The 22,951-nt window shown below is 44.4% G+C and carries 22 protein-coding genes; all 22 read right to left on the bottom strand.

Features of this window, described 5'->3' with window-relative positions; genetic code table 11:
• Positions 1-42: 42 nt before the first annotated feature.
• The 22 genes from AC1ECB_RS25640 to AC1ECB_RS25535 all read right to left on the bottom strand — a co-directional run bounded on the left by AC1ECB_RS25640 (position 43) and on the right by AC1ECB_RS25535 (position 22,873).
• Complete coding sequence (locus AC1ECB_RS25640; protein ID WP_485666439.1) at positions 43-876, bottom strand: class I SAM-dependent methyltransferase; 834 nt, start codon at positions 874-876, stop codon at positions 43-45.
• Between the two features lie 259 nt (positions 877-1,135).
• Positions 1,136-1,804, bottom strand: a complete 669-nt coding sequence (locus tag AC1ECB_RS25635; RefSeq protein WP_485666438.1) for a hypothetical protein — start codon at positions 1,802-1,804, stop codon at positions 1,136-1,138.
• 24 nt (positions 1,805-1,828) lie between these two features.
• Positions 1,829-2,797 (bottom strand): DUF1858 domain-containing protein, encoded by a 969-nt coding sequence (locus AC1ECB_RS25630; RefSeq protein WP_485666437.1) that lies wholly within the window; start codon positions 2,795-2,797, stop codon positions 1,829-1,831.
• Between the two features lie 384 nt (positions 2,798-3,181).
• Positions 3,182-3,310, bottom strand: coding sequence for a hypothetical protein (locus AC1ECB_RS25625; RefSeq protein ID WP_485666436.1), 129 nt, complete (start codon positions 3,308-3,310; stop codon positions 3,182-3,184).
• Positions 3,311-3,322: 12 nt separating this feature from the next.
• Positions 3,323-4,288: a M20/M25/M40 family metallo-hydrolase gene (locus tag AC1ECB_RS25620; RefSeq protein ID WP_485666435.1), complete on the bottom strand. Its 966-nt coding sequence runs from the start codon at positions 4,286-4,288 to the stop codon at positions 3,323-3,325.
• A 60-nt stretch (positions 4,289-4,348) separates the two neighbouring features.
• Positions 4,349-4,489 carry a hypothetical protein gene (locus tag AC1ECB_RS25615; protein ID WP_485666434.1) on the bottom strand — a complete coding sequence of 47 codons (141 nt, stop codon included), beginning with the start codon at positions 4,487-4,489 and terminating at the stop codon, positions 4,349-4,351.
• A 145-nt stretch (positions 4,490-4,634) separates the two neighbouring features.
• Complete coding sequence (locus tag AC1ECB_RS25610) at positions 4,635-5,486, bottom strand: methyl-accepting chemotaxis protein (RefSeq protein ID WP_485666433.1); 852 nt, start codon at positions 5,484-5,486, stop codon at positions 4,635-4,637.
• A gap of 16 nt (positions 5,487-5,502) precedes the next feature.
• Entirely contained in the window at positions 5,503-5,880 is a 378-nt protein-coding gene (locus AC1ECB_RS25605) for a RidA family protein (protein ID WP_485666432.1), read from the bottom strand.
• 15 nt (positions 5,881-5,895) lie between these two features.
• Positions 5,896-9,405: a pyruvate:ferredoxin (flavodoxin) oxidoreductase gene (nifJ, locus tag AC1ECB_RS25600; RefSeq protein ID WP_485666431.1), complete on the bottom strand. Its 3,510-nt coding sequence runs from the start codon at positions 9,403-9,405 to the stop codon at positions 5,896-5,898.
• Positions 9,406-9,490: 85 nt separating this feature from the next.
• On the bottom strand, positions 9,491-10,000 hold the full coding sequence (locus tag AC1ECB_RS25595; RefSeq protein ID WP_485666430.1) for a nucleoside recognition domain-containing protein: 510 nt from the start codon (positions 9,998-10,000) through the stop codon (positions 9,491-9,493).
• Positions 9,993-10,652 (bottom strand): nucleoside recognition domain-containing protein, encoded by a 660-nt coding sequence (locus tag AC1ECB_RS25590; RefSeq protein ID WP_485666429.1) that lies wholly within the window; start codon positions 10,650-10,652, stop codon positions 9,993-9,995. Before AC1ECB_RS25590 ends, AC1ECB_RS25595 begins: the two co-directional genes overlap by 8 nt.
• Positions 10,653-10,725: 73 nt before the next feature.
• Positions 10,726-11,892, bottom strand: a complete 1,167-nt coding sequence (locus AC1ECB_RS25585; RefSeq protein ID WP_485666428.1) for a M20 family metallopeptidase — start codon at positions 11,890-11,892, stop codon at positions 10,726-10,728.
• A gap of 222 nt (positions 11,893-12,114) precedes the next feature.
• Positions 12,115-13,020, bottom strand: coding sequence for a glycyl-radical enzyme activating protein (locus AC1ECB_RS25580; protein WP_485666427.1), 906 nt, complete (start codon positions 13,018-13,020; stop codon positions 12,115-12,117).
• The gene (locus AC1ECB_RS25575; RefSeq protein WP_485666426.1) at positions 13,007-15,376 is read right to left on the bottom strand and encodes a glycyl radical protein; all 2,370 of its coding nucleotides are present in this window, start codon (positions 15,374-15,376) and stop codon (positions 13,007-13,009) included. Before AC1ECB_RS25575 ends, AC1ECB_RS25580 begins: the two co-directional genes overlap by 14 nt.
• Before the next feature lie 114 nt (positions 15,377-15,490).
• Positions 15,491-16,183, bottom strand: coding sequence for a GntR family transcriptional regulator (locus AC1ECB_RS25570; RefSeq protein ID WP_485666425.1), 693 nt, complete (start codon positions 16,181-16,183; stop codon positions 15,491-15,493).
• A 132-nt stretch (positions 16,184-16,315) separates the two neighbouring features.
• On the bottom strand, positions 16,316-16,837 hold the full coding sequence (locus AC1ECB_RS25565; RefSeq protein ID WP_485666424.1) for a 2-oxoacid:acceptor oxidoreductase family protein: 522 nt from the start codon (positions 16,835-16,837) through the stop codon (positions 16,316-16,318).
• A 1-nt stretch (position 16,838) separates the two neighbouring features.
• The gene (locus AC1ECB_RS25560; protein ID WP_485666423.1) at positions 16,839-17,657 is read right to left on the bottom strand and encodes a 2-oxoacid:ferredoxin oxidoreductase subunit beta; all 819 of its coding nucleotides are present in this window, start codon (positions 17,655-17,657) and stop codon (positions 16,839-16,841) included.
• Positions 17,658-17,670: 13 nt separating this feature from the next.
• Positions 17,671-18,801 carry a 2-oxoacid:acceptor oxidoreductase subunit alpha gene (locus tag AC1ECB_RS25555; RefSeq protein WP_485666422.1) on the bottom strand — a complete coding sequence of 377 codons (1,131 nt, stop codon included), beginning with the start codon at positions 18,799-18,801 and terminating at the stop codon, positions 17,671-17,673.
• Between the two features lie 26 nt (positions 18,802-18,827).
• Positions 18,828-19,013 carry a 4Fe-4S dicluster domain-containing protein gene (locus tag AC1ECB_RS25550; RefSeq protein ID WP_021168561.1) on the bottom strand — a complete coding sequence of 62 codons (186 nt, stop codon included), beginning with the start codon at positions 19,011-19,013 and terminating at the stop codon, positions 18,828-18,830.
• A gap of 38 nt (positions 19,014-19,051) precedes the next feature.
• Positions 19,052-20,428, bottom strand: a complete 1,377-nt coding sequence (locus AC1ECB_RS25545) for an FAD-binding oxidoreductase (RefSeq protein ID WP_485666421.1) — start codon at positions 20,426-20,428, stop codon at positions 19,052-19,054.
• Positions 20,429-20,440: 12 nt separating this feature from the next.
• Positions 20,441-21,709, bottom strand: a complete 1,269-nt coding sequence (locus AC1ECB_RS25540; protein WP_485666420.1) for a (Fe-S)-binding protein — start codon at positions 21,707-21,709, stop codon at positions 20,441-20,443.
• Positions 21,710-22,873 carry an FAD-binding oxidoreductase gene (locus AC1ECB_RS25535; RefSeq protein ID WP_485666419.1) on the bottom strand — a complete coding sequence of 388 codons (1,164 nt, stop codon included), beginning with the start codon at positions 22,871-22,873 and terminating at the stop codon, positions 21,710-21,712.
• Positions 22,874-22,951 lie beyond the last annotated feature (78 nt).

Here is a 22,951-nt window from a genome sequence, read left to right as displayed (position 1 = left end):
CTCTAACGAGCCTACTCTTATCAAAGATAGGCTCTTAAATTTTTACACTTTCCATAAAATCCACGCTACTTTAGCCCGCCATTTCTCGGTGATTAAGCCATTGACCGCAATGCTCTCAAGATAACTGGTAATCCGATTAGTCATATCAGGACTTGTTTGTTTTCTCATTTTTAACATCGCACTATATGATTTTATTGCTTGTTCCATCGTCAACACCTGTTCTATCTCGGTATCATGATATATGATCTCAGGGTAATAACCGGAGAGAAATAGAATATTTAAGGCATAATATAAGTTTTTTCCCCGGCGCATCGGCTCTTTGCCGCTAATAGCGCGGTATAGCTGGTCGGCTACTTCATCTTTCCTATCAATGCATCCGCTCATAAAGCAATAGCCCTTGCTTGCCTCACACATTTTAAGCAAAGTATCGCTGCTGCTAATTCCCGGGGTCATCGACGCGAACACCAAATCGTATTTTTTTTGCCAGCCCCTGGCAGAAAGATCAAAGACTTTCCAGTCTGCAGTTTCATAATAAGCACGATCTAGGTACTCGCCGGCCGTATTTTGTTTTGCAAACTGAATCATTTTTGAAGAAATATCAATTGCTGTTATGTGATTGGCCCTTTTGGCGAACTCACTGGAATATCTTCCCGGACCGCAACCAATATCGAGCACTTTGGTTTCAGCATTTAAAATGTTGCGCTGTTCCAAAAAGTCCAGCAGCTCGTCTGCCTTCGTGTTATATATGGTGTTATTATTGTCGTTAACACGATGGTTAAAATTACTTGCCGCTGAATCCCAAAATTCCTGAGAATTCTCCATGGTGAAAAATTCATTTTCATGCCGCCATATTTGATCAAATTCGTTGATGTTCACAAATCAGTTCCCCTTCCTTTGTTCATAATCATTTTTCTATCAACCACCATCCACATGTCACGTCAATTAACCATAATTTTCTTTTAACATCATATTATATCAACAATTAATTAAAATCAACATAAACAATAATATAAAAACAATTGTTTTTGTCTTTGTTGATTTTGTTTGTTTTCTAAAAGCACAAAAATAACAACAAAGCCACGAATTTCGTGGCTTTGTTACTTTACTCATATTGGTCAGTGATCCCTGAGTCTCGCTATACCCGGACAATTTCGTACCTGTTACTTTTATCCCCAGCTTGGATGTCCGTAGTTTGGTTAAAGGCAAATCCAGGATTAAGAATATTAACAAAGGCAGCCAGCCATTCATTATAGAGCTTTTTCATGATTTTACTGTCAGCCCCGGTCCGTTTCCAGTTGGGTTCCTGCAGACAACCCGCATTCTCCCACACCAGCTTGTCGGCAGTGCTGTCTAAAATAACATCTGCCTGATCACAAGGCATACCATTGAGATAATAATCGTTAATCGCCTTATAAATGCCGGGCGCAGTAGAGGTTTCGTATTTACCCTGAGCATCAGCATGCCGGGCCGCGTGGACCCCATGCTCACGGAAGGCTGTTTGCGCTACCTCAATGGCGGTATCACCACAATTATCTACCAGCGCCTGGATAAAGACGGCTTCCCGGCTTTCGGCCACATTAATCTGCCGCTGCAGCCAGCCATGAATATTGCTGTGGTCAATCTGTTCTTGCAAATCTGTTTCAGGCAAGGGCTCACCATAGCTTTGCCAAGCCTGCGAACGGGCTTCTTCTGCCGTACCGCCGCAAAGGTTTTCTGCCCCCTTGAAGATAAATTGCTCACGTTCAATAACACCGCGGATTTTATTATATAACCAGTAATGGACCGGCGCTAAAAAGGCGCTCATGCTATGTTCCTCCTTGTATTCTGACTAGTTATTGGCTGGAACTACTTTGTTAAGGGCGGTCAACAGCTCAGTCATGTTGATACCATGGATTTCGGCGGCTTGCGTAACAGGTTCACCAGCTGAGGATGGGCAACCAAGACAACCCATGCCGAAAGACCGGAATACAGGAATTGTCTGTGGATATACCCGGATAATGTCACTAATAACACTGTCACCGGTAATCTGATCGCCAAATACCAAGTTTCCTTCTGTCAGACCACCAGGTAGTGGTACAATTTTTTCTCCCGCTGCAGACTGTGACACCTTAGGCTCAATAGCAGTACTTTTTTCACCATAAAATTCTGCCAGCACATCGGTTTTGAATTTTTCCAGGCCGATACGTTCAATGAACTGGCCAATGCGTTCAATGTCCGCATGTTTCTGATAGTAACGCATAACTATGTCAATAATCCGCAAAGTATCCTCATAATCCAGGCTTTCAATGAGCTTATCGGCCAAACGGGGATGTGAACCCGCGCTGCCGCCGACGTAGATATCCCAGCCTGCATCGGTGCCAATGACACCGACATCTTTGACGAACGACTCGGAGCAAGAGTTTAGACAGCCTGATACTCCTAGTTTAATCCGGCTGGGCATTTCTTTTTTGATATACCGTTTGTCAAGTTCTAAGCCCAGCTTAATGCTGTCTTGCTTGCCACGTTTACAAAAAACATTGCCTGGGCAAATTTTGACACTGCGCACACAATTGGCAAAGCCTAAGGCCGGCTGCATCCCCAGATCCTCCCATATACTTTCAATATTCTCAGCTTTAAGCCCGGTTATCATAATCCGCTGGGCAGAAGTCAATTTCATTGTCCCACCATATTTTTTGGTAACATCGACGTATTTTTGCATAACCTCAGGTTTGATAAAACCGCCAGGAAGATGCGGGGTTATCGCATATGTACGGTTTCCCTCTCGAATTTTTTGCAGGTTTGCTCCTTTGGGTAGCATACTGCCACCTCCTCAATTTATTTTTTTTGCTCTTTTTTAACCAGCTATTCGCATTTATTACTTGAAACTATTGTATTATAAAAATGACTGACATTCGTTGGCATATGTCACAGTTTGCTGTGATTCTCATCACAGCATTGTTACCACAATAACTATATCTAGTTTGTCATTTTCAGGTTGAAACTAAACTTTAAAAAACTACTGAAATAATGGACAATATAAGATAAGCCTTGGCTTATGCCAAGTCCTTTAGGACGCCGGCAGAAACCTTCGTCGTTCAATCCAGGGAAAATTAACCTTTCTATCTGGACAAGCCTGTACTTTTCAGCACAGGCTTTTTTGTATATTCTTCATAGAAATGGCACCTTAACTTGCCAGCAGCAACTACATTGTTCCAGTTTCCATAAACCGGCAGTGCCAGGACAACGCTTCCGCTAATAGATGTGGCGTCTGTGCTGCTCCCATCGCAAAATCACCAACAATCCCAGCAATTTTAGTAACCCACCTAATCATATTGGTACTTTCTTATTCAGCATCCAAATTGATTATACATGCGCCAAGTAGTTTGGCCCGCTCAAACAAGCTTTCCACAAGGGCAAATTCTTCCGGGCTATGGTTTCTGCCGCCTTTAACCCCCATGGCGCAAACAGTGGGTACGCCGGCCATTACACTGTACGCCGAATCTGACCCGCCGCCGACCAATTTTGCATACGGAGTCCCCAGCTCCATTTCCTCATAGGTTTTTTGGACGATGGAAAAAAGTTCATCAACACCCGTCGTTCTTTTCATCGGGGCAATACCCGGAATCTCTGCAACCGTGGTAGTCGTTCCCTGGACATAGGTTTTAGCGGCAACTTCCTGCACTTGTCGGCGGATCTCCGGCAATAATGCCGGCTCAAGATACCGAACATCCACGACGATTTTCGCCTGACCTGGTACTGCGTTGGGAACTGTTCCACCCTGAATCAGACCGACATTAAACGTTGTACCTGTTTCCCAGTTTGTCAAATTCTGAATATCGATTACTTTGTGGGCTATTTCCAAAATGGCACTCCGCCCGTTTTCCGGCTCGTTGCCAGCATGTACAGCAACACCTTTAATTTCTATTTCAAATAAAGCGCTCCCCTTTCTCCCGACAACGATCGCATTATCCGTAAATCCTGTTTCACAGTTAAACGCAGCTGCCGCTCCCCGTGCTTCTGCCATAACTGCGTCAGCTGCATTGGATTTCACATGGGCTATCTCTTCATCACCAGCCAAAATCATCTTCAGCGGCCGTGCACTATATTGGGCTGCCTGCAGCGCCTTCATGGCATATAGTGCAGCCACAATCCCGCCTTTCATATCGAGGACACCTGGCCCATAGGCAACACCGTCTCGAATCGTAAATGGACGATTGGCAACAGTCCCCACTGGAAAAACTGTATCCATATGACCAAGAAATAAAACTTTCGGTTTTTTTCTATCAGCGCCAATCTCACCGATCATCATGTTTCCGGCCTGCTCCATTTCAATTATCTGAGTAACTGCCCCTTCGTCTGCCAACACTTGCTAAATTTTGCTTGCAACAGCATCAATTCCCGGCTTATTCTGTGACCCGCTTTCCATGTTGACAAATTCCTGCCACAACGTTAACATTTCATCCCGGTGCTCATCAATAAATTGAAAAACTTGCTCTTTCTGACTATTCATGTACTCACTCCTAACTTTTTTCGGTTAAGTAACGACAACTTGTGCTATTAGCTAAAATCTGTGTCCCTTACATCTTTGAATAATTATGGATAATACCAAAGGCCTTTTAAACTAAAAGGCCTTCGGTATTACATGTTACGTATTTCTATTCATCTTTTGCCATGGAAAGCAGTTTTTGGCCAACATACTTTAATGTTATTACCCTTTCGGTAATAGACTCAGTCGCCTTGGCTTGTTCTTTGGTTATACCCGCTGTTTGCTGAGTATGATTAATAACCATTTCCATCGACGACTTTAACTCCTGGAGTGTAGCCTTAATATCTTTGGCGGAATGCTGACTCTGGTCGGATAGCTTGCGAACCTCTTCAGCTACGACAGCAAACCCTCTGCCGTGCTCACCAACTCTAGCGGCCTCAATAGCGGCATTCAGACCGAGCAGATTCGTCTGACTGGCTATCTGCTGAATGGTTGATATAACAGTATCGGTATTATTGACATTAGCTGACACGCTATCAGATAAATTCGCGACATCCTGCATCGTGGCAGCTAGGTCCTCCTGAGAAGCATTCAATTCCTCGATAGTAGCTGCGATATTTGTGATCGAATCGTTAACTTGCTGGGCTTGATCGAGCAACATTTCCTTGTTTTCCGCCGCCTGTATCTCCCATCGAATGATACCTGTAGCAATTTTCGCGATAGGTTTTGAATAGATAGGGTCTCCGCCTATACCGAAGCTACCGACCCACTCGTTATTATACACAATAGGCAGATGAACACCCATTTTAATAGTCCCACCCGAACGTTGCTCATCTTCAGCGGTTACAATTCGATGCTCGATTTTCTCGGTAAGTACCTTTTGCGATCCACTGTGAATTTTGCCCACTCTGGAAACATCTTTAGCTGCAACAATTATCCCTTCATGGTCACAGATAACCGCACTTAATCCTGTTTCTTGAAAAATAAAATCCATAATTTTGTTAGCAATAACCTTATCCAATATCTCCTCCTTAGAATTATAGATGGGCAATCGCCTCAATTTCAACAGAAACGTCTTTAGGTAACCTAGCTACCTGGACACAGCCCCTAGCCGGAGCATCCTGTGAAAAATATTCTCCATAAACTTGGTTTACTGTTTGAAAATCATTCAAGTCTGTAAGGAACACTGTTGTCTTCACAACATTCCCCAAATTTAGACTTTCGCTTTTCAAAATTGCTGTAATATTATCTAAAACCTTTTTTGTCTGTGCCGCAACATCACTGGACACTACGGTTCCAGTGACGGGATCAACGGGTATTTGACCGGAAATAAACATGAAGCTACCTGCTTTTATTGCCTGAGAATATGGTCCTATCGCCGCAGGAGCTTTATCAGTATTAACAACGCTTTTCATAAAATGATTCCTCCCTTATTGTTTAGCCAATATTCTATACTTTTCCAATCTTTCTTTGGCATCTTGCTCGGTTTTTTCAAATAAAGCCTCAGCCATATCGGGGAATTGCTGTTTCAAGGCTGAATAACGCACTTCACCGAGCAAAAACTCTTTAAAGTTCATGGTTGGCTCTTTAGAATCCAGTGTGAAGGCATTCTTCCCAGCAGCCTTAAGCTCAGGATTATAACGATACATAGCCCAATAACCACTTTCAACAGCACGTTTTGCCTCCAGTTGGCTACAACCCATGCCCACTTTCATCCCGTGATTGATACAAGGAGCATAGGCGATAATCAACGACGGGCCCGGGTACGCTTCGGCCTCGGCAATGGCTTTGAGAGTTTGGTTTTTATCGGCCCCCATAGCAATTTGCGCCACATAGACATAGCCATAGCTCACGGCCATCATACCAAGGTCTTTCTTCTTGGTCTTTTTGCCGCTAGCCGCAAATTTAGCAATGGCTGCAGTTGGCGTAGCTTTGGAGGACTGGCCGCCTGTATTGGAATATACTTCTGTATCAAATACCAGCACATTGACATCTTCACCGGAAGCTAGCACATGATCTAACCCGCCAAACCCGATATCATAGGCCCAACCATCACCACCAAAAATCCATTGGGAGCGTTTAACCAGGAAGTCTCTGTTGTTATAGATTTCATTGAGCAATACGTCATTACCTTTTACTTGTTCTAACAGCACAATCAGTTTATCTGCATGTTCTCTTGTGCCTTCACCCTTATCTTTATTGGCTAGCCAAGTTTCACAAGCAGCCTTAAATTCATCTCCCAAATCTAGTTTAGCAGCCTTTTCAATCGCTTGGGCTACTTGTTTTCTGAGCTGCTTTCCAGCCATTAACATACCTAATCCATATTCGGCATTATCTTCGAACAAGGAGTTTCCCCACGCTGGACCATGACCACGATGGTTGGTGGTATATGGCATAGAGGGAACACTATCAGCCCAAACTGAGGAGCAGCCGGTGGCATTGGCCACCATCATCCGGTCTCCGAATAATTGGGTTACCAGTTTGGCATACGGTGTTTCACCGCAACCGCCACAAGCACCGGAGAATTCTAAGAGCGGTTGTTCAAACTGGCTGCCTTTAACCGTGAAGGGATTGAGCGGATTGGCTTTGGGAGCAATGGTCATGGCATATTCCCATACTGGCGCTTGCTCCAGTTGGGTTGCCAGTGGTTTCATTACCAGCGCCTTTTCTTTTGCCGGGCAAACCTGGGCACAGTTGCCACAGCCAGTGCAATCATAAGGCGAAACGACCATCGTAAAATGCAAACCGTCCTGACCTTTGACTGGTTTTGCCATCAATCCGGCAGGTGCCTGTTGTTTTTCTTGCTCAGTAAGTAGTACCGGCCTGATCGCAGCATGCGGGCAAACAAATGAACATTGATTGCATTGGATGCACACCTCAGCCTCCCATTCTGGCACATCAATCGCAACACCACGTTTTTCGTAAGCAGCCGTTCCCACGGGATACGAACCGTCTTCTAAACCGATAAAGGCGCTGACCGGCAGTTTATCGCCTTCTTGCCTGTTCATCGGGATTAAGACATTTTTAATAAAGGCCGGAACTTCTTTGCTATTGGTTTCGGATTGTTCCTCAGCCGTTTGCCAGGAGGTCGGAATATTGACTTTCACAATGGCGTTTATCCCTTGATCTACAGCCGCATTGTTCATGGCAACTACTTTTTCGCCTTTTTTGCCATAGGACTTTTGAATGGCGTCTTTTAGGTATTTTATAGCATCTTCTTCCGGAATAATGCCGGCAATTTTGAAAAAGGCCGACTGCATAATCATGTTAATCCTGCCGCCAAGACCAATTTCTTGGGCAATTTTCACGGCATCAATGATGTACATCTGAATCAAATTAGCGGCAAGATACCGTTTCATCTCAGCTGGCAGATTTTGGTCTAGTTCGGCTTCACTCCAGCGGCAATTCAACAGGAAGCTGCCACCTTGTTTCAACCCTTCTAAAACATTGTAGTTATACACATAAGACTGATTGTGGCAAGCGATAAAATCCGCTATATTAATGAGATATGGCGATTTTATTGTTTTTTTACCAAATCGCAAATGAGAAATGGTAACACCACCCGATTTTTTGGCATCATAGGCAAAATAGGCCTGGGCATACATGTCGGTGTGATCGCCAATAATCTTGATGGTATTCTTATTGGCCCCGACCGTCCCATCTGAGCCAATCCCCCAAAACTTGCAGGCGGTTGTTCCGGCTGCAGTCGTGTCAATATCTTCGCAAAACGGCAGGGAGGTATGATTTACATCATCGATAATGCCGACAGTAAAGTTGTCTTGGGGCTTGTCGTTTTTAAGGTTTTCAAAAACACTGTGAATATGGCTGGGAATTACGTCTTTGCCGCCAACGCCACAGCGTCCGCCCACAATAACTGGCGGACACTCTTTGCCGTAAAATGCGGTTTTGACATCCAGATAGAGTGGTTCAGCCAACGATCCCATTTCTTTGGTTCTATCCAGCACAGAAATTTTTTCCACAGTTGCCGGTATGTATTTAAAGAAGTGCTCCAGCGAAAACGGCCGATAGAGATGTACTGTCAGCAAGCCTACTTTTTCACCCTTAGCGTTGAGATAATCTACCACTTCTTCAATGGCTTCACACATCGAGCCCATGGCAATAATCATTCTGTCGGCATCAGGAGCGCCATGATAGTTAAACAGATGATATTCTCTACCAGTCAGTTTGCTAATTTCGGCCATATAGTCTTCAACGATGGCCGGAATGTCTTGATGAAAACGATTGGCTACCTCTCTTTGTTGGAAGTGGACATCGATGCCTTGTACTGTACCTTTGGTCAAGGGATGATCAGGATTAAGCGCCCGTTTTCTAAAGATATCGACAGCGTCCCGGTCTAGCAGTTTATTCAATTCTTCATATTCCAAAACTTCAATTTTTTGCACTTCGTGTGAGGTTCTAAAACCATCAAAGAAGTTGAGAAATGGCACTCGACCTTTAATCGCTGACAAATGTGCTACAGCTGCCAAGTCCATGACTTGCTGGACACCGCTCTCAGCCAACAAGGCAAAACCGGTTTGCCTTGTTGCCATGACGTCAGAATGATCGCCAAAAATACTGATGGCGTTTGCGCCGACGACTCTCGCACTGACATGGAATACGCCTGGTAATAGTTCACCAGCAATTTTATACATATTGGGAATCATCAATAGAAGCCCCTGAGAGGCTGTATAAGTAGTAGTCAATGCTCCAGCATGCAGCGAACCATGAACAGCTCCGGCTGCACCGCCTTCTGACTGCATTTCTACAACCTCTACCGTCTGCCCAAATAAATTCTTTTTGCCTTGAGCTGCCCACTCATCCACACTTTCCGCCATATTAGACGACGGCGTAATGGGAAAGATCGCCGCAACATCGGTAAATGCGTAAGATATATATGCGGCTGCCGTATTACCATCCATAGTCTTCATTTTTCTTTTCATATTCTTCGTCACTCCTCCAAATCAAGTACGTATTACGGGCCACTTAAGGGGGCAGGCTTGCCCCCCTCAGCTCTCCCTGTAGAGGTTATCCGTTTAATCCCATAACATTCAAAACCAATCTGGTCAACAACATAACAACCGCAGCATCTACAAGTGGAACACATATTAGCAGCGCATGCCATTTTCTATTGACGTTTGAGACAATTACAATACGCACAAAGTGACCAATCAACGTTCCCATAGTTACACACGCTGGAAACAAGATAGTCGCCTGGGTAGCAGTAATAACGCCTTTAGAATATAAGGTAGCCGCGGTAGCACAGCCTGCGGCCTTGGCAAAGAAGGCAGCAACCAGAGCAAACACAGCCTCCCCCGGCAGACCGAATACTGCCATTACTGGTTCAAGTATGTTACCTACAATCTTCATTAACCCGGTGATATCTAAAAACTGAATGAGTACATACGCCAAAACCATGGCCGGAGCAATCATTTCTGCGCCAATATAAAAACCTTTTTTAGCTCCCGCCACAAATTCTTCAACTATACTGGGTTTAACTTTCTGCAAATCCATTCCTGCGGAATTCTCATTAGCCATTTGCTTCACCCCCTTCTACTTTGTTTTTGGACGCATGCCATTTTAGATACAAGCGGAACAAATTAGCACCCATGACTTTAACAATAAAGATCAGCCCAATAATAATACCCACCGGCAAAACGCTGATTGGCAGCAAGGCGGCTCCAGTGCCGAAGGTATTGGTAACCGGGGCGGACCCGGCATACTGGTAGGCGACAAATACTGCTCGTTCTTCTTCCGTCATCATCTTGTCTTCCACTAATCCCTTAGTCATTACCGCCGCCACATCAGAACTGGTGAAGCTGCTGACAAAGGCCAGCCCGCTAGCACCCGGAATCCCCATGAAAGGCCGTAAAATAGGGCGAAATAATATTTCAGCCGCCCGCAAAGCGCCAAGCGACTCGGCTACTTGAATACATCCCAGTGCAAACATCAGCGTCGGGAAAAGCGTCAAAGCAAACATGAACCCATCTCGTGCCCCGACACCTCCTTTGCCAGTAAAGATTACCCCTTCAGATACTTTCCCGAAGCTTCCCGTAAGCACCTGAAAATCCAGCGCTCTCAAAGGACCATCAACCTTCGCAAACACCCCGGAAAAAGAAATAATCAAAATGATTAATGCTAACCAGCCCTTCCAGGTAACTTTGTACTTTTCCTGATTTTGCTCTGTCATGTGCTCTCCTCCTTAAATTAAAATATCTACTACACTAACAAAAATAATTACTCTAGATCCCAAATTTAGATAACTAAATGTTGTCTAAATTAAGTACGCAGGCAATCAACAGTTTGGCTCTTTCAAACAGGCTTTCGACAATGGCATATTCCTCCGGACTGTGATTGCGGCCGCCTTTTACTCCCATAGCACATACCGTCGGCACCCCTGCCAAAACCGTATAGGCCGAATCGGAAGCACCGCCCACCATCTTCGCATACGGCGTTCCAAAACCGTTTTCTTCATATGCTTTTTTCACTACTTCAAATAACTGTTTAACTCCGTCCGTTGTTTTCATCGGCTTCATACCGTCCATAAAGGTCACCGTGGTGGTCGTACCTTCAATGTAGGTTTTGTTGCCAACGTCTTCGAGCTGTTTAATAAATTCAGGTAAGTTATCCGGGTTTTTATAGCGTACATCGATAAAAATCTTCGCATAATCGGGAATAGCAGTCGAGGTCTTTCCCCCTTGCATTACGCCTACATTAAAGGTGATGCCCTTTTCCCAATCCGTTAATTTTTGTACGTCGATAATCTTATGTGCTATTTCCAGAATTGCGCTCCGACCGTTTTCCGGATCATTTCCTGCATGTGCGGCGACACCTTTCACTTCCATCATAATCCGGGATACACCCTTACGCCCGACAACAATTCCATCGTCTACAAAGCCTGTTTCCATATTAAATGCCGCCCCATAGCCTTTGGCTTCCTTCATTAATAGATCCGGTGCATTAGAATTGGCGTGTAAAACCTCTTCATCCCCCGCCAAAAGGACTTTAATCGGACGTGAATCATAGCCAATGGATTTCAAGGCTTTTACAGCATAAAGAGCAGCCACTATACCGCCTTTCATGTCGAGAACACCCGGTCCATAAGCTTTGCCGTCTTTTATGGTAAAAGGTCGCTCTGCGATTGCACCTGCCGCAATAGCAGTATCCATATGTCCCAGAAAAATTATGCCTGGCTTGGAATGATTTTCGCCAATCTCGCCAATCAGCATGCTACCGGCTTTTTCGAACTCGATCGTACGTGAATTTGCTCCTTCGCCATCCAGAATCTTTTTAAAGCGAGCGGCAACTTTGTTAATTCCTTCTTTTTCATGTGGGCCGCCCTCCATCGTTACAACTTCCTTCCACAGTGATACCATTTCCTCACGATGGTCATCTACAAACTGAAATGCTTCCTGCTTTTTGTTAGTCATTGTTGTCTTGCCTCCTATTATTTTTTATATAAATTGGAACTCTTTATTGAGCACCAATATAAAAACCAACAGCCTGTTTTAATATTTGAAAGTTAATATTTATTCTGTTAATTGCACAGTAATAAAAGGTGCTTCAAATGAAGATGTTCCTCGATATTCTCCATGTAAAGCACCTTTGCTTTAAAATACACCTTTTGGAAACCGTTGATAGATATCACTAAACTACTTAAAATCTAAAATACGGATACCATAGGTCGATATTATTGTTTTTATGTCTTCAATTTTTGCACCATTGGGAGTTGTGAAAGTCTGACTATGAGCTCCAACGGCACTGTACTTCGACTCACCAAAATCATGATAAGGAAGAAGTTCGACATCTTTCACCCGCGTATTTTTCTTAAGAAATTCGCACATACTTTTGATATTTTGCTCATTGGCGTTAACTTCTTCAATAAGCGGAACACGAACAATTGTATTCGGATGTATCTGTGATATCTGTGCGATGTTTTCTAAAATCGTATGGTTACTGACTCCAGTCATTTTCTTATGAGTCTCGTCGTCCATATGCTTGATATCCACAAAAATGCAATCTAAATATTCAATGATGTCTTTTATATGCTCAAAATCAAAGTAACCGCTCGTTTCGACAGCAGTATCTAATCCGAGTTGGTTACAAGCTACCACAAGTTGCCGCAAAAATTCAGGTTGAGCAAATGGTTCTCCCCCGGAAAATGTGACTCCACCTCCGGACTCCCGATAAAAGATAGCATCTCTTTTGATTACTTTTAGAACGTCTTCGACCGTTACTGTAGACCCTATCATCTTACGAGCACCTGTTGGGCATACTTCACAGCACTTAGCACAGCCACAGCATTTTTCACGATTAAAATGATTTATAGCTTTCTCTATGGTAATTGCGTTCGTACTACAAACAGAACTACAGCGATTACAGCCAACACATTTTTCTTGAAAAAACAACACTTCAGGTTTTTTATTCCAAGACTCCGGATTTGCACACCATTTACATCGCAGCGGACAGCCTTTTAGAAAAACAGTACTTCTAACTCCTTCGCCATCATTAATCGACCATCGCTGTATTTGAAATATAGTACCTTTACATTGTTTCATAGGTAGTTCTTTCAATAATCGCATTCTGAGCTTCACGGGATAAGTTGACAAATTGTGTACTATAACCTGCTACTCTGACAAGCAAGTCTTTGTAGTTTTCTGGGTGTTCCTGGGCTTTTCTCAATACTTCAGTGGAAATTACGTTAAATTGAACATGAAAAGCACCAAGTGCAAAATAGGCTCTAATGAGAGATGCCAAATTTTTCAGGTTTCTGTCCGATTTCAATAGATCAGGAGCAAATTTCATATTCATCAATGTACCGCCAGAATGTACATCATGATTGATTTTAGCAACAGAACGCATCGAGGCAGTAGGACTTGTCAAATCAGTACCCGCATGTGGTGAAACTCCTTCAGTCAATGGGGTCTTTGCTTTTCTACCGTCTGGAGTTGCACCAATCACACTTCCACACGGAATATAATTGGAAATTCCCATGAATGCCGAAGTAAAAGGTGTCCCGAAATAATCTTTATAGGAATGTACTTCTCTATAATAAAAGTCAGTTATTTCTACAGCAATTGAGTCAACATAGTCATCATCATTGCCATACTTCGGACAAGCAAGTACTGCTTTTCTTATTTCTTCGTAACCTTCCCAGTCGGCAGCTAACGCTCTGTCAATCTCTTCTACTGTATATTTTTTGTCCTCAAATACTAGTTTCTTAATCGCCGCCAAAGAGTTGGCCGAGTCAGCCACCCCAATTCCGGTAAAGACTGGCGAAAGATTGTATTTAGCACCTCCTTTACTAAGGTCCTTTCCCTTCTCCATACAGCCATCTACCAGCATAGAAATATATGGTCTAGGCACCATTTCGGCATGAACCTGCTGAAGAGTAACTGAGCCGATAGCAGAATGCTTTATCAGGTAAGCAAGTTGTTTATAAAAGGCTGCTTTTACTTCTTCATAGCTCTTTAACTCAGAAGCGGAGACTTCCTGGAGTCCCATATTTTCTCCTGTAATGCGGCTTTTGCCGCCATTCAATGCGTATTCAAGGGCAGCGGCCAAATTAATATTAACTGCTGACGTCCACTGGCCTATTTTTCTAAAATGCGGTACTACACAGCCGCAGTTACTCCAGTCCCGCGCATCTTCAGGTGATAGTCCCTCCGCCAACAGCATTTGGGAACCAACCTTGTCGTTGTGTACTGCTGGAAACCCTGTCCCGACACGAATCAGTTTACACACTGCTAATAGAAATTCATCCGGACTATCAGGATGAATTCGCACACTCAACCCTGGCTGATGTGTTTTTACGTTTTCAGTTGCTTTCAGACACATATAAGAAAGATCATTTGTTGCATCCCGACCATCTCTTGTTCTGCCACCTACGGTCAAATTTTGGAATGCATTATACCCAGCAAAAAATTTAGCCGTGTTACTTGAAATAGCCCATACCCATTCAGAAAGCTTAATCCAAAGTGCCTCAATCAGTTCTTGAGCTTCATCTTTAGTAATAGTACCTGCTTTTATATCATTGGAGTAATATGGATACATATATTGATCGAACCTGCCCAGATTTAATGCCAGGGAGTTTTCAGACAATACTGAGCCCAGTTGAGTAAACCATACGGTCTGCAAAGCTTCGTAAAAATTTTCCGGGGGATGTTCCGGCACTTTCCGGCAAATTCTTGAAATTTCAAGCAATTCTTCTTTCCGACAAGCATCCTTTTCCGTTTGTGCCATTTCCATTGCTTTATCCGAATAGCGATGGGCCAGAGTGACAATTCCATCACAGACCATAATGGCAGCGTTGTAAAAATCAATCTTTTCTATTGCTTCAGCAGTAATCGGTTCCAAACTTGCCAAATGCTTGAGTGCCTCTTCTTTGAGTCCCTCAAACCCTTTTTTGAAAACGATATCTTGATAATCAGCAGTAATTTCGCCAACTGCGTTTCTCCACTTGGAATCATTGTCAATAATTCCGGTATCAATCAAAATTTTCGCCGTTTCTTTATTAAGGCGAGATAGAAAAGTTTCCTCCAGCGACTTGCCTTTCCAGTAAGGAAAAATTTCTTTACGCAATGTATCTTTTGCCTCCGCATCAATGCGATAGGGGTCCTGATCCCGACTTTCAAACGAGTCCATTTCCTCTTCAACCCATTTCCAGGAATATTCAGGACAAACAACACCCGCCTTCAGAAATTCGCCGACGACCCCAACAATAAGTTCATTATCAAAAATGGTTACTGGAATACTTTTACATACAGCTTGAAATGCTTTCGCTCGCCGTATAATAACTGATTCACCTTCAGTATTTTTGTATGATGTCGTAAAAGCCACTGCCCGATGAACACTGATAGACGGCTTGGCATCTATATACGACTTCTTAAAACCTTCAATTCGTTTACTCGACATATATTTGTCCCTCCTTAAATTTGGATACACTTCTCAAAAATATACTAGTGCTAATTATTATTTTCGATTTTCGAAAATCGAAAATAATAATTAAAAAAATACCAAGTTAACCGATTAACTTAAGTATTCAATTAAATTAACACTCGCATCAGCCATATGTTTGCGTAATAATTTTTGAGCACCTTTGATATCGCCTTTAGTGCAAGCATTTAGTAATGCGTGATGCTCTTCTTGCGATTTTGTCTGATAGTGCATCGCTGATAAGTATAAGCGCATATAACGTTCAACATTGTTATGCATATTTTGAATTAACGTAAGTAGTTTTGGCCTATTTGCGGGCCGATACAAAGTTTCGTGAAACTGCCAATTTAGTTCACCCCAGTGTTCACTCTGAGTTTCTTCATCTGCTTTTTTTAAAATTTCGTGCGCCTCAGCTAAATCTACATCAGTCAAATTAGGAGTAGCCAACTCGAGTGCCCCTAATTCTAAAAAAAGCCGTATGTCAAATATCTCCTTAGCTTCATCCGCGGATAATTCACTAACCACCGCCCCGCGGTTAGGATAAAAGCTCACCAATCCCTCTGCTTCCAGGCTTTTCAATGCTTCCCGCAGGGCACTCATGCTTACGTTAAATTTTGTAGCTAATTCCTCCTGCTTGAGCTGAACTCCTCCGCTAAGTTCCCCAGATAGAATGGATTCGCGAAGAATATTGGTAATCATACCAGGTAGCGTACGATATGATGTTTTTATCTGATTATTGAGTTTATAATTTTTCATGTCTTTACTATATAACTTTTTCTTGCGCATGTAAACAACATCTTCGAATGTATACATTATACATTCGAAGATGTTGTTGTATCACAATAACCATCTGTGCTCAAAGACTATTTTTAATAGACAACAACCTCTGGCTCTTAGCTGCCAGAGGTTGTTGTTCACTTATACTGCCTGATAACCAATTTGCAATGCCTGTTTGTTCATTTCCTCAGTACCTTTAGGAACGCGGGCGAGCACGGCTTTTTCCATAGCCTCAAGACTGACAACGCTCGTAAGTTTGGCGATTGTTCCTAAGGCAATAATATTGGCGAACAGTTCCCGGCCACATGTCTCTTTCGCTAATTGGGTAATGGGAACTGTATGGACATTGCTAAACCGCTGCGGTACTTCCCTGACAAGCGTGCTATCTACAATGAGCAATCCTTCGTCCTGTAAATCTGCACCATACTTATTCAGTGCTTCCTGGGTCATGGCCAGCAGCAGATCGGGTTTGGTTACTTTTGGATAATGGATGCGTTTATCACTGATGATAACCTCGGACTTACTAGAACCACCACGGGCTTCCGGCCCATAAGACTGGGACTGTATCGCTTCTTTACCTTCATCAATGGCTGCCTCGGCAAGGATGATGCCGGCAAGAATTAAGCCTTGCCCGCCTGAGCCGCTTAATCTGATTTCCATCATATTAACGCCCCCCTCCCATCGCCTGTTTGATGACCTTGGCATATTCAGTAACATATTCAGGAGCAGCTTCCTCATGCAACAGGCCAATAAGGATTTTTCCGGCCACTTGTTCAGGTGGAAGCTTAGCGGCAGCTTCTACGGAAATCGTATTGTCACGCTGCCAAGCTAGGAGAGCGGTAGGTTTTGCCAGTTTGTTTTGTCTGCCAAAAGAAATTGGGCAGCCCGTCATCGCTTCTACAACCGAAAAGCCTTCATGTAAGATGGCCTTGGCAACAAGCTCGGACAGCTGTTTGGCGTGATAAGTGGTTGACCTGGCGACAAAAGTAGCGCCTGCGCCTTTGGCCAGTTGAGCTAAATCAAAGGCCCGGTCGACATTACCATACGGTGCCGTGGTAGCTTTAGCCATATGGGGCGTTAATGGTGAATATTGTCCGCCAGTCATGCCATAGATATTGTTATTATATACAATAAGCGTAATATCGATATTCCGTCTGGCAGCATGAATAAAATGGTTGCCGCCAATAGCAGTTGCATCGCCATCGCCGCTGATAACGATAACTTTGTGATCAGGTTTAGCCAGCTTAATCCCGGTAGCAAATGGCAGCGCCCGGCCATGAGCGGTGTGCAGCGTATCAAAGTGCAGATAACCGGGTGCCCGTGATGAACAGCCGATACCTGAAACGATAGTTGTTTTATCCTGATCAAGCCCAAGCTTATCAATTGCCTTGACAATGGCGGCTGTTACAATACCATTGCCGCAGCCAGGACACCACATATGCGGCAGCTTGGGACGATAATATTTTTTCAATAATTCTTCCATGGTTGTTTCCTCCTTATTTGGCCTCTTTAATGGCTGTTAACATTTCAGCCGGTGTAATTGGTTCGTTATTCCATTTAGCTAACGATACAACCTTGGCTTGTCCAGCAACAATCCGCTCTACTTCTCCAACATACTGTCCATAGTTAAGTTCGGCCACAATAATGGTTTTAGCCTGTTTTGCCAATGCTTTAAATTGTTTTTCCGGCGACGGCCAGATGGTAATCGGCCGGAACAGGCCTGCCTTAATCCCCTGTTGACGCGCCATTTCAATGGCAGCATAGGCTGTACGGGCAGTGCCGCCGAAAGCAATCACAGCAATCTCGGCATCCTCAAGGCATTCTTCTTCAAAAGTAACAATATCATCAACGTGATCAGTAATTTTTGTATGTAGTCTGGCAATCAGTTCATGAGAAGTGCTGTTGGCGCCACTGGGGAAACCGGTATAATCATGGGCCAATCCCGTAACATGGAAGCGGTAACCGTCACCATAGGCCGGCATCGGTGGTACACCGTCAGCCTCTGGTTTGTAGGGAAGAAACTCGCCTGGCGGCAAGGTCGGTTTTTTACGGTTAACAATTTTCAGACTGGCTTGATCGGGAATCTCAATTTTTTCCCGCATATGGCCTACAATTTCATCAAGCAGCAGTACCACTGGTGTACGGTATTGCTCGGCAAGATTAAATGCTTCTACTGTCAGCGTGTAGCATTCCGGCACACTGGACGGACTGAGCGCAATAACACCCCGGTCGCCGTGTGACCCCCAGCGAGCCTGCATGATGTCGGCCTGGGCCGGTGAAGTCGGCTGACCAGTACTGGGGCCGACCCGCTGCACATTGACAATGACACAAGGAACCTCAGCCATTGATGCATAGCCGATTAATTCTTGTTTTAAAGAAAATCCCGGGCCACTAGTGGCCGTTAGTGACTTAACTCCGGTTAAGGCGGCGCCAATAGTGGCTGCCATACCGGCAATTTCGTCTTCCATCTGGATAAAGGTACCACCAACCTGCGGTAATCGTTTGGCCAACAACTCGGCCACCTCAGTAGATGGTGTTATCGGATAGCCGGCAAAAAACCTGGCTCCGGCGGCAAGCGCGCCTTCTGCACAAGCACTATTTCCCTGCATAAGTAATGCTTTTGCCATAAGTACATTCCTCCGTTCGTTATCAGTTATTTATCTGTAATTAGATAGATAGCATAATCAGGGCATCTGAGTTGACACTGCCCACAAGCAACACAATCGTCAGGTGTGCTAACGACAATCTTGCCAAGTTCATCAAGCTTTAATACCTTTTTAGGGCATAGCTCAACACATATTCCACAACCTTTACAATATTTGGGCACAGTTTTTAGCATTTTGGTTCCTCCAATATAATAATTTCTGACCAACGCAATTAGGCATTAAATAGCTTGCCAGGATTTAATAACCCTTGCGGGTCAATAACTTTTTTGATGGTTTTGCCAGCCGCGAACCCTGTTTCCCCTGTCTCCCATTGTAAGAATGGGGCTTTCATATAACCAATACCATGTTCGCCTGACAGTGTGCCGCCAAGTTCTAAAGCAACTTTGAACAACTCCGCTACAGCTTGTTCTACCCGCTCCATTTCTTCGTAGTCATGCTTATTGCTTAAAATATTGGGATGAAGATTACCGTCACCGGCATGACCAAAAATAACCATCTTCAAGTTGTATTTCTGGGCTATCTCTCGCAGACGACGAACCATGGCCGGAATCTGGCTTCGCGGCACAGTGGCATCTTCGGAAATTTTCGTCGGATTTAACTTGCCGCAGGCTGGAGAAATGGCCCGACGGGCCTGCCACAATTTATCAATTTCTTCCGGCGTGGAAGCAGTCTGGATCTCGGTCGCGCCACATTGTCGGCACACCTTAATGACATGTTCAGCCTGTTTGACGATGGCCTTCGCACTACCATCAACTTCAATTAAGAGAATGGCTTCCGCACTCACCGGCAGCCCAACCTTAAGATAATCTTCTACCGCGCGAATTGTCAGGTTATCCATAATCTCCAGTGTAGTTGGTATCGTCCCTGAGACAATCATCTCGCTTACTGTGCGGGCAGCATCATCCAGGCTGGTGAAAACAGCCAGCAGAGTTTGTTTGGTACTTGGTTTATCAATAAGCTTCAAATAAATTTTAGTAATAATACCCAAAGTTCCTTCCGAACCAACAAACAACATTCCCCAGTCCGGACCGGCCATCTCACTGTCAAATTTATTGCCTAATTCGACTACACTGCCGTCAGGCAAGACTACTTCCATCCCCAATACATAGTCCCGGGTAATACCATACTTAACCCCGCGGGGTCCGCCGGCGCATTCAGCAATATTACCACCGATGGTTGAGGTCTTAGCACTGGCAGGATCAGGTGGATAAAAGAGACCGGCCTGGGTTACGGCATTTACAAAATCCTGGGTAATCACCCCGGTCTCAACTATCGCCACCCGGTTTTCCGTATCAATATCAATAATCTTGTTAAGCCGGGTTAGAACAAGACTAATTCCACCCTTTACCGGAACTGCCCCACCAGATAAACCGGTGGCTGCTCCTCTGGCCGTTATCGGCACATTATATCGCCCGGCTAACTTGACAATAGCTGCAATTTCGGCCACGTTACCTGGTTTAACGACTACGTCAGGGGGAAAGTCCCGGAAGGTGGCGTCAAATGAGTAACAGATTCGATCTTCCAGTTGATCCATAACATATTGAGCGCCAACCAAACGTTTTAGCTCAATAATCACTTGTTGCTGCATCCCTCTCGCCTCCTAATCCAGGCCATAAGCCTTAGCAATAATTTCGGCAGTATGCACTACTTTCATGTGGCTGCCCCGCTGACCTAAGCCGTCAGCAATATGCATTCGACATGCCGAACAACCAGTTGCCAGAATTGTGGCCCCGGTCTCTTCAGCGTTATCTAATTTCCAATCATTGATAGTACGGGAAACATCATAGTGCGCCATACTGAAAGTACCACCTGCACCACAGCATTTGGCAGCATCCTTCATTTCTGCATAGTGTACACCTGGTATAGCCTGCAGTAACTGCCGCGGTTCCTTTGATACCCCCATACCTCTAACAAGATGACAAGGGTCATGGTAAGTAATTTTAGCTCTTACCTCCCGTAAATCCTGCTTGATTCCTCTAGAAACAACAAACTCTGTTATATCTTTTATTTTCTTCGACAGTTCTTCCCATAATTGTTTTACTTTTGGATCTTCAATTATCGCACCATACTCGTGCTTTAAAGCCGCACCACAGGACGCACATCCGGTGATGATACTATCATATTTTCCGGCAGCTAGCAACTTAACATTTTCTTCGGCCAAATACCGTCCAACCCGATAGTCGCCAGAGGTAAAGGCGGGTGTACCGCAGCAGCTTTGTTTAGCAGGAATAATCACCTCGACATCATGAGCCTTAAGAATTTTGACAATGGCTTCACCTGCGTCGGGATAGACATAATTAAGCATACAGCCTGTATAAAACGCCACCCTGGCCTTAGGTGAAGCTACCTTATTGATTTCCGGCAACCGGCTTCGTAACGGCGTAGCAGCTAAAGGGGGAATGATTCGCCGCTGTCCAAGTCCGGCACCAGGCAAAGGAATCCGTGCCAACTTGCCCCGGCCATCAGGAGCGTCTTTAAAGACAATACCCTGGAACAACGAACCCATTTTGAGTCCCAGATCAAATAGCCGGCGGTAGGTCAGACCGGAAAATGCCAGTTTTTTCGCCAGCGGCAGACCATTTTGAGCAGCCAACACTCTCCTGGCGCTTAAGAATAGTTCGTCTGTTTTAACACCTGACGGACAGCCTGCAGCACACGCCTTACATAGTAAGCATTTGGACATTCGGGCTTGTAGTTCCGTAGTTAGCGTCAGTTTCCCTTCACTAACAGCTTCTAATAGTTTAACCTTGCCTCTGGCCGTGGTATTTTCATTATCTGCGACTTGAAATACCGGACAGACAGAGCGGCACGTGCCGCAGCGAATACACTTAACCAGTTGTTGTTGCCATTCTTCGTACTTGTGCTCCATTTATTGAACCTCCTGTAACATCAGGCGATTTAATATCTGTTTTGGGTCAAATGCAATTTTTGCCTGTTGTTCAAGTTCTGCCAGGATACCGCTTGGGCCCTTGCCGGTAAGACGGTCATATTTGCCGGTAGAGATACCGCCAGAGTGTTTAACCGCTGTGACAACTGCCTCAATAAAAGCGCTGTCTGGCCGAGCCGCTGCCAAAGCAATATTGAGCTTGCCTTCCGACACCTGACCAAACATACCGGCTTGAACACCACTGCTGTTAGTTATATCGTAAAATGCTTTAATAAATTCTGCCTGCCGGCTAAAAACCAGTTTGTATTCATCTGTTAACACATACTTGTCTGAAGAGCGATAGAGCTCGCCCCACTTGGCCGGCATTTGCCCGACTCCCTCATAGGATTCCCGGATTGTCCCGTGATACTTCTTGCTAAGAAGTATTGCCCTATGCTGTTGTTCTTCTACGTCTTCCTGCACGCCATCAAACTCCAGCATCACAAGCTGCCCTTGCAGATCATTTTGAAATATAGTTTGCACCTTGCGGTCAACCCACAGCAAGTAGGCAGGAACCATTTGACTTTCCTTCAGGTTTTTGACAAAACCCAGCATTTCTTCCACTCCGGCAAAGGTAAGCGACATACCTTTACGCGTCTCAGGTAAGGGCAGCAGTTTCAATAGAAACGTAGCCGTTATACCATAATCGGTATATGGGGCATTAAAAAAACGGGTGGAATCATAACCAGTAACATTCTTGACGGTTTTTCCACCTGTTTTCAATAAGTCACCTGTCGGCAACACAACCTCTGATCCCATCAGGAAATGCTTGGCACTCCCGTACTTTAGGCTGGATAGGTTAGCACAGCCTTCATAAAATAATTGTCCCACTGTTTTATCCTGATAAAATGGGGTGTCAGCAGGCAAAAAACGCAAACCTTGCGCGGCTAACCTGCCGGCCAGTATGCCTAATTTGACACCTGGTCTGACAGTTGCAACAAGGTTAGCTGCATCAATTTCTAAAATTTCGTCTAGTTTTGACAAGTCGATGGTTATTCCGTCCGGCTTACCTTGCCTGTATACATATAGCAGGCTTCCCGTATCAGATGCCGTCCGTAACACGTGCTGCAGTTCCTCAACAGACTGAGGATATACTAATTGACTCACGTGAATACCTCCTTTTTTCACAAGACAGCCGTACCTTTCGGTACGGCTGTCTTGTTATTAAACTATAAATCCAGTGCC

Source organism: Sporomusa sp. 246TCP1 (assembly GCF_057319775.1).
This window is presented reverse-complemented; position numbering and strand designations above follow the sequence as displayed.

Bases quoted from the DNA above. Each gene is read 5' to 3' on its own strand.
- AC1ECB_RS25595 (WP_485666430.1), bottom strand. From the start codon at position 10,000: ATGGCTAATGAGAATTCCGCAGGAATGGATTTGCAGAAAGTTAAACCC.
- AC1ECB_RS25570 (WP_485666425.1), bottom strand. From the start codon at position 16,183: ATGCGCAAGAAAAAGTTATATAGTAAAGACATGAAAAATTATAAACTC.
- AC1ECB_RS25585 (WP_485666428.1), bottom strand. From the start codon at position 11,892: ATGACTAACAAAAAGCAGGAAGCATTTCAGTTTGTAGATGACCATCGT.
- AC1ECB_RS25590 (WP_485666429.1), bottom strand. From the start codon at position 10,652: ATGACAGAGCAAAATCAGGAAAAGTACAAAGTTACCTGGAAGGGCTGG.
- AC1ECB_RS25540 (WP_485666420.1), bottom strand. From the start codon at position 21,709: ATGGAGCACAAGTACGAAGAATGGCAACAACAACTGGTTAAGTGTATT.
- AC1ECB_RS25630 (WP_485666437.1), bottom strand. From the start codon at position 2,797: ATGCTACCCAAAGGAGCAAACCTGCAAAAAATTCGAGAGGGAAACCGT.
- AC1ECB_RS25545 (WP_485666421.1), bottom strand. From the start codon at position 20,428: ATGCAGCAACAAGTGATTATTGAGCTAAAACGTTTGGTTGGCGCTCAA.
- AC1ECB_RS25625 (WP_485666436.1), bottom strand. From the start codon at position 3,310: ATGATTAGGTGGGTTACTAAAATTGCTGGGATTGTTGGTGATTTTGCG.
- AC1ECB_RS25615 (WP_485666434.1), bottom strand. From the start codon at position 4,489: ATGAATAGTCAGAAAGAGCAAGTTTTTCAATTTATTGATGAGCACCGG.
- AC1ECB_RS25635 (WP_485666438.1), bottom strand. From the start codon at position 1,804: ATGAGCGCCTTTTTAGCGCCGGTCCATTACTGGTTATATAATAAAATC.
- AC1ECB_RS25575 (WP_485666426.1), bottom strand. From the start codon at position 15,376: ATGTCGAGTAAACGAATTGAAGGTTTTAAGAAGTCGTATATAGATGCC.
- AC1ECB_RS25605 (WP_485666432.1), bottom strand. From the start codon at position 5,880: ATGAAAAGCGTTGTTAATACTGATAAAGCTCCTGCGGCGATAGGACCA.
- AC1ECB_RS25620 (WP_485666435.1), bottom strand. From the start codon at position 4,288: ATGATGATCGGTGAGATTGGCGCTGATAGAAAAAAACCGAAAGTTTTA.
- AC1ECB_RS25555 (WP_485666422.1), bottom strand. From the start codon at position 18,801: ATGGCAAAAGCATTACTTATGCAGGGAAATAGTGCTTGTGCAGAAGGC.
- AC1ECB_RS25565 (WP_485666424.1), bottom strand. From the start codon at position 16,837: ATGATGGAAATCAGATTAAGCGGCTCAGGCGGGCAAGGCTTAATTCTT.
- AC1ECB_RS25550 (WP_021168561.1), bottom strand. From the start codon at position 19,013: ATGCTAAAAACTGTGCCCAAATATTGTAAAGGTTGTGGAATATGTGTT.
- AC1ECB_RS25560 (WP_485666423.1), bottom strand. From the start codon at position 17,657: ATGGAAGAATTATTGAAAAAATATTATCGTCCCAAGCTGCCGCATATG.
- nifJ (WP_485666431.1), bottom strand. From the start codon at position 9,405: ATGAAAAGAAAAATGAAGACTATGGATGGTAATACGGCAGCCGCATAT.
- AC1ECB_RS25580 (WP_485666427.1), bottom strand. From the start codon at position 13,020: ATGAAACAATGTAAAGGTACTATATTTCAAATACAGCGATGGTCGATT.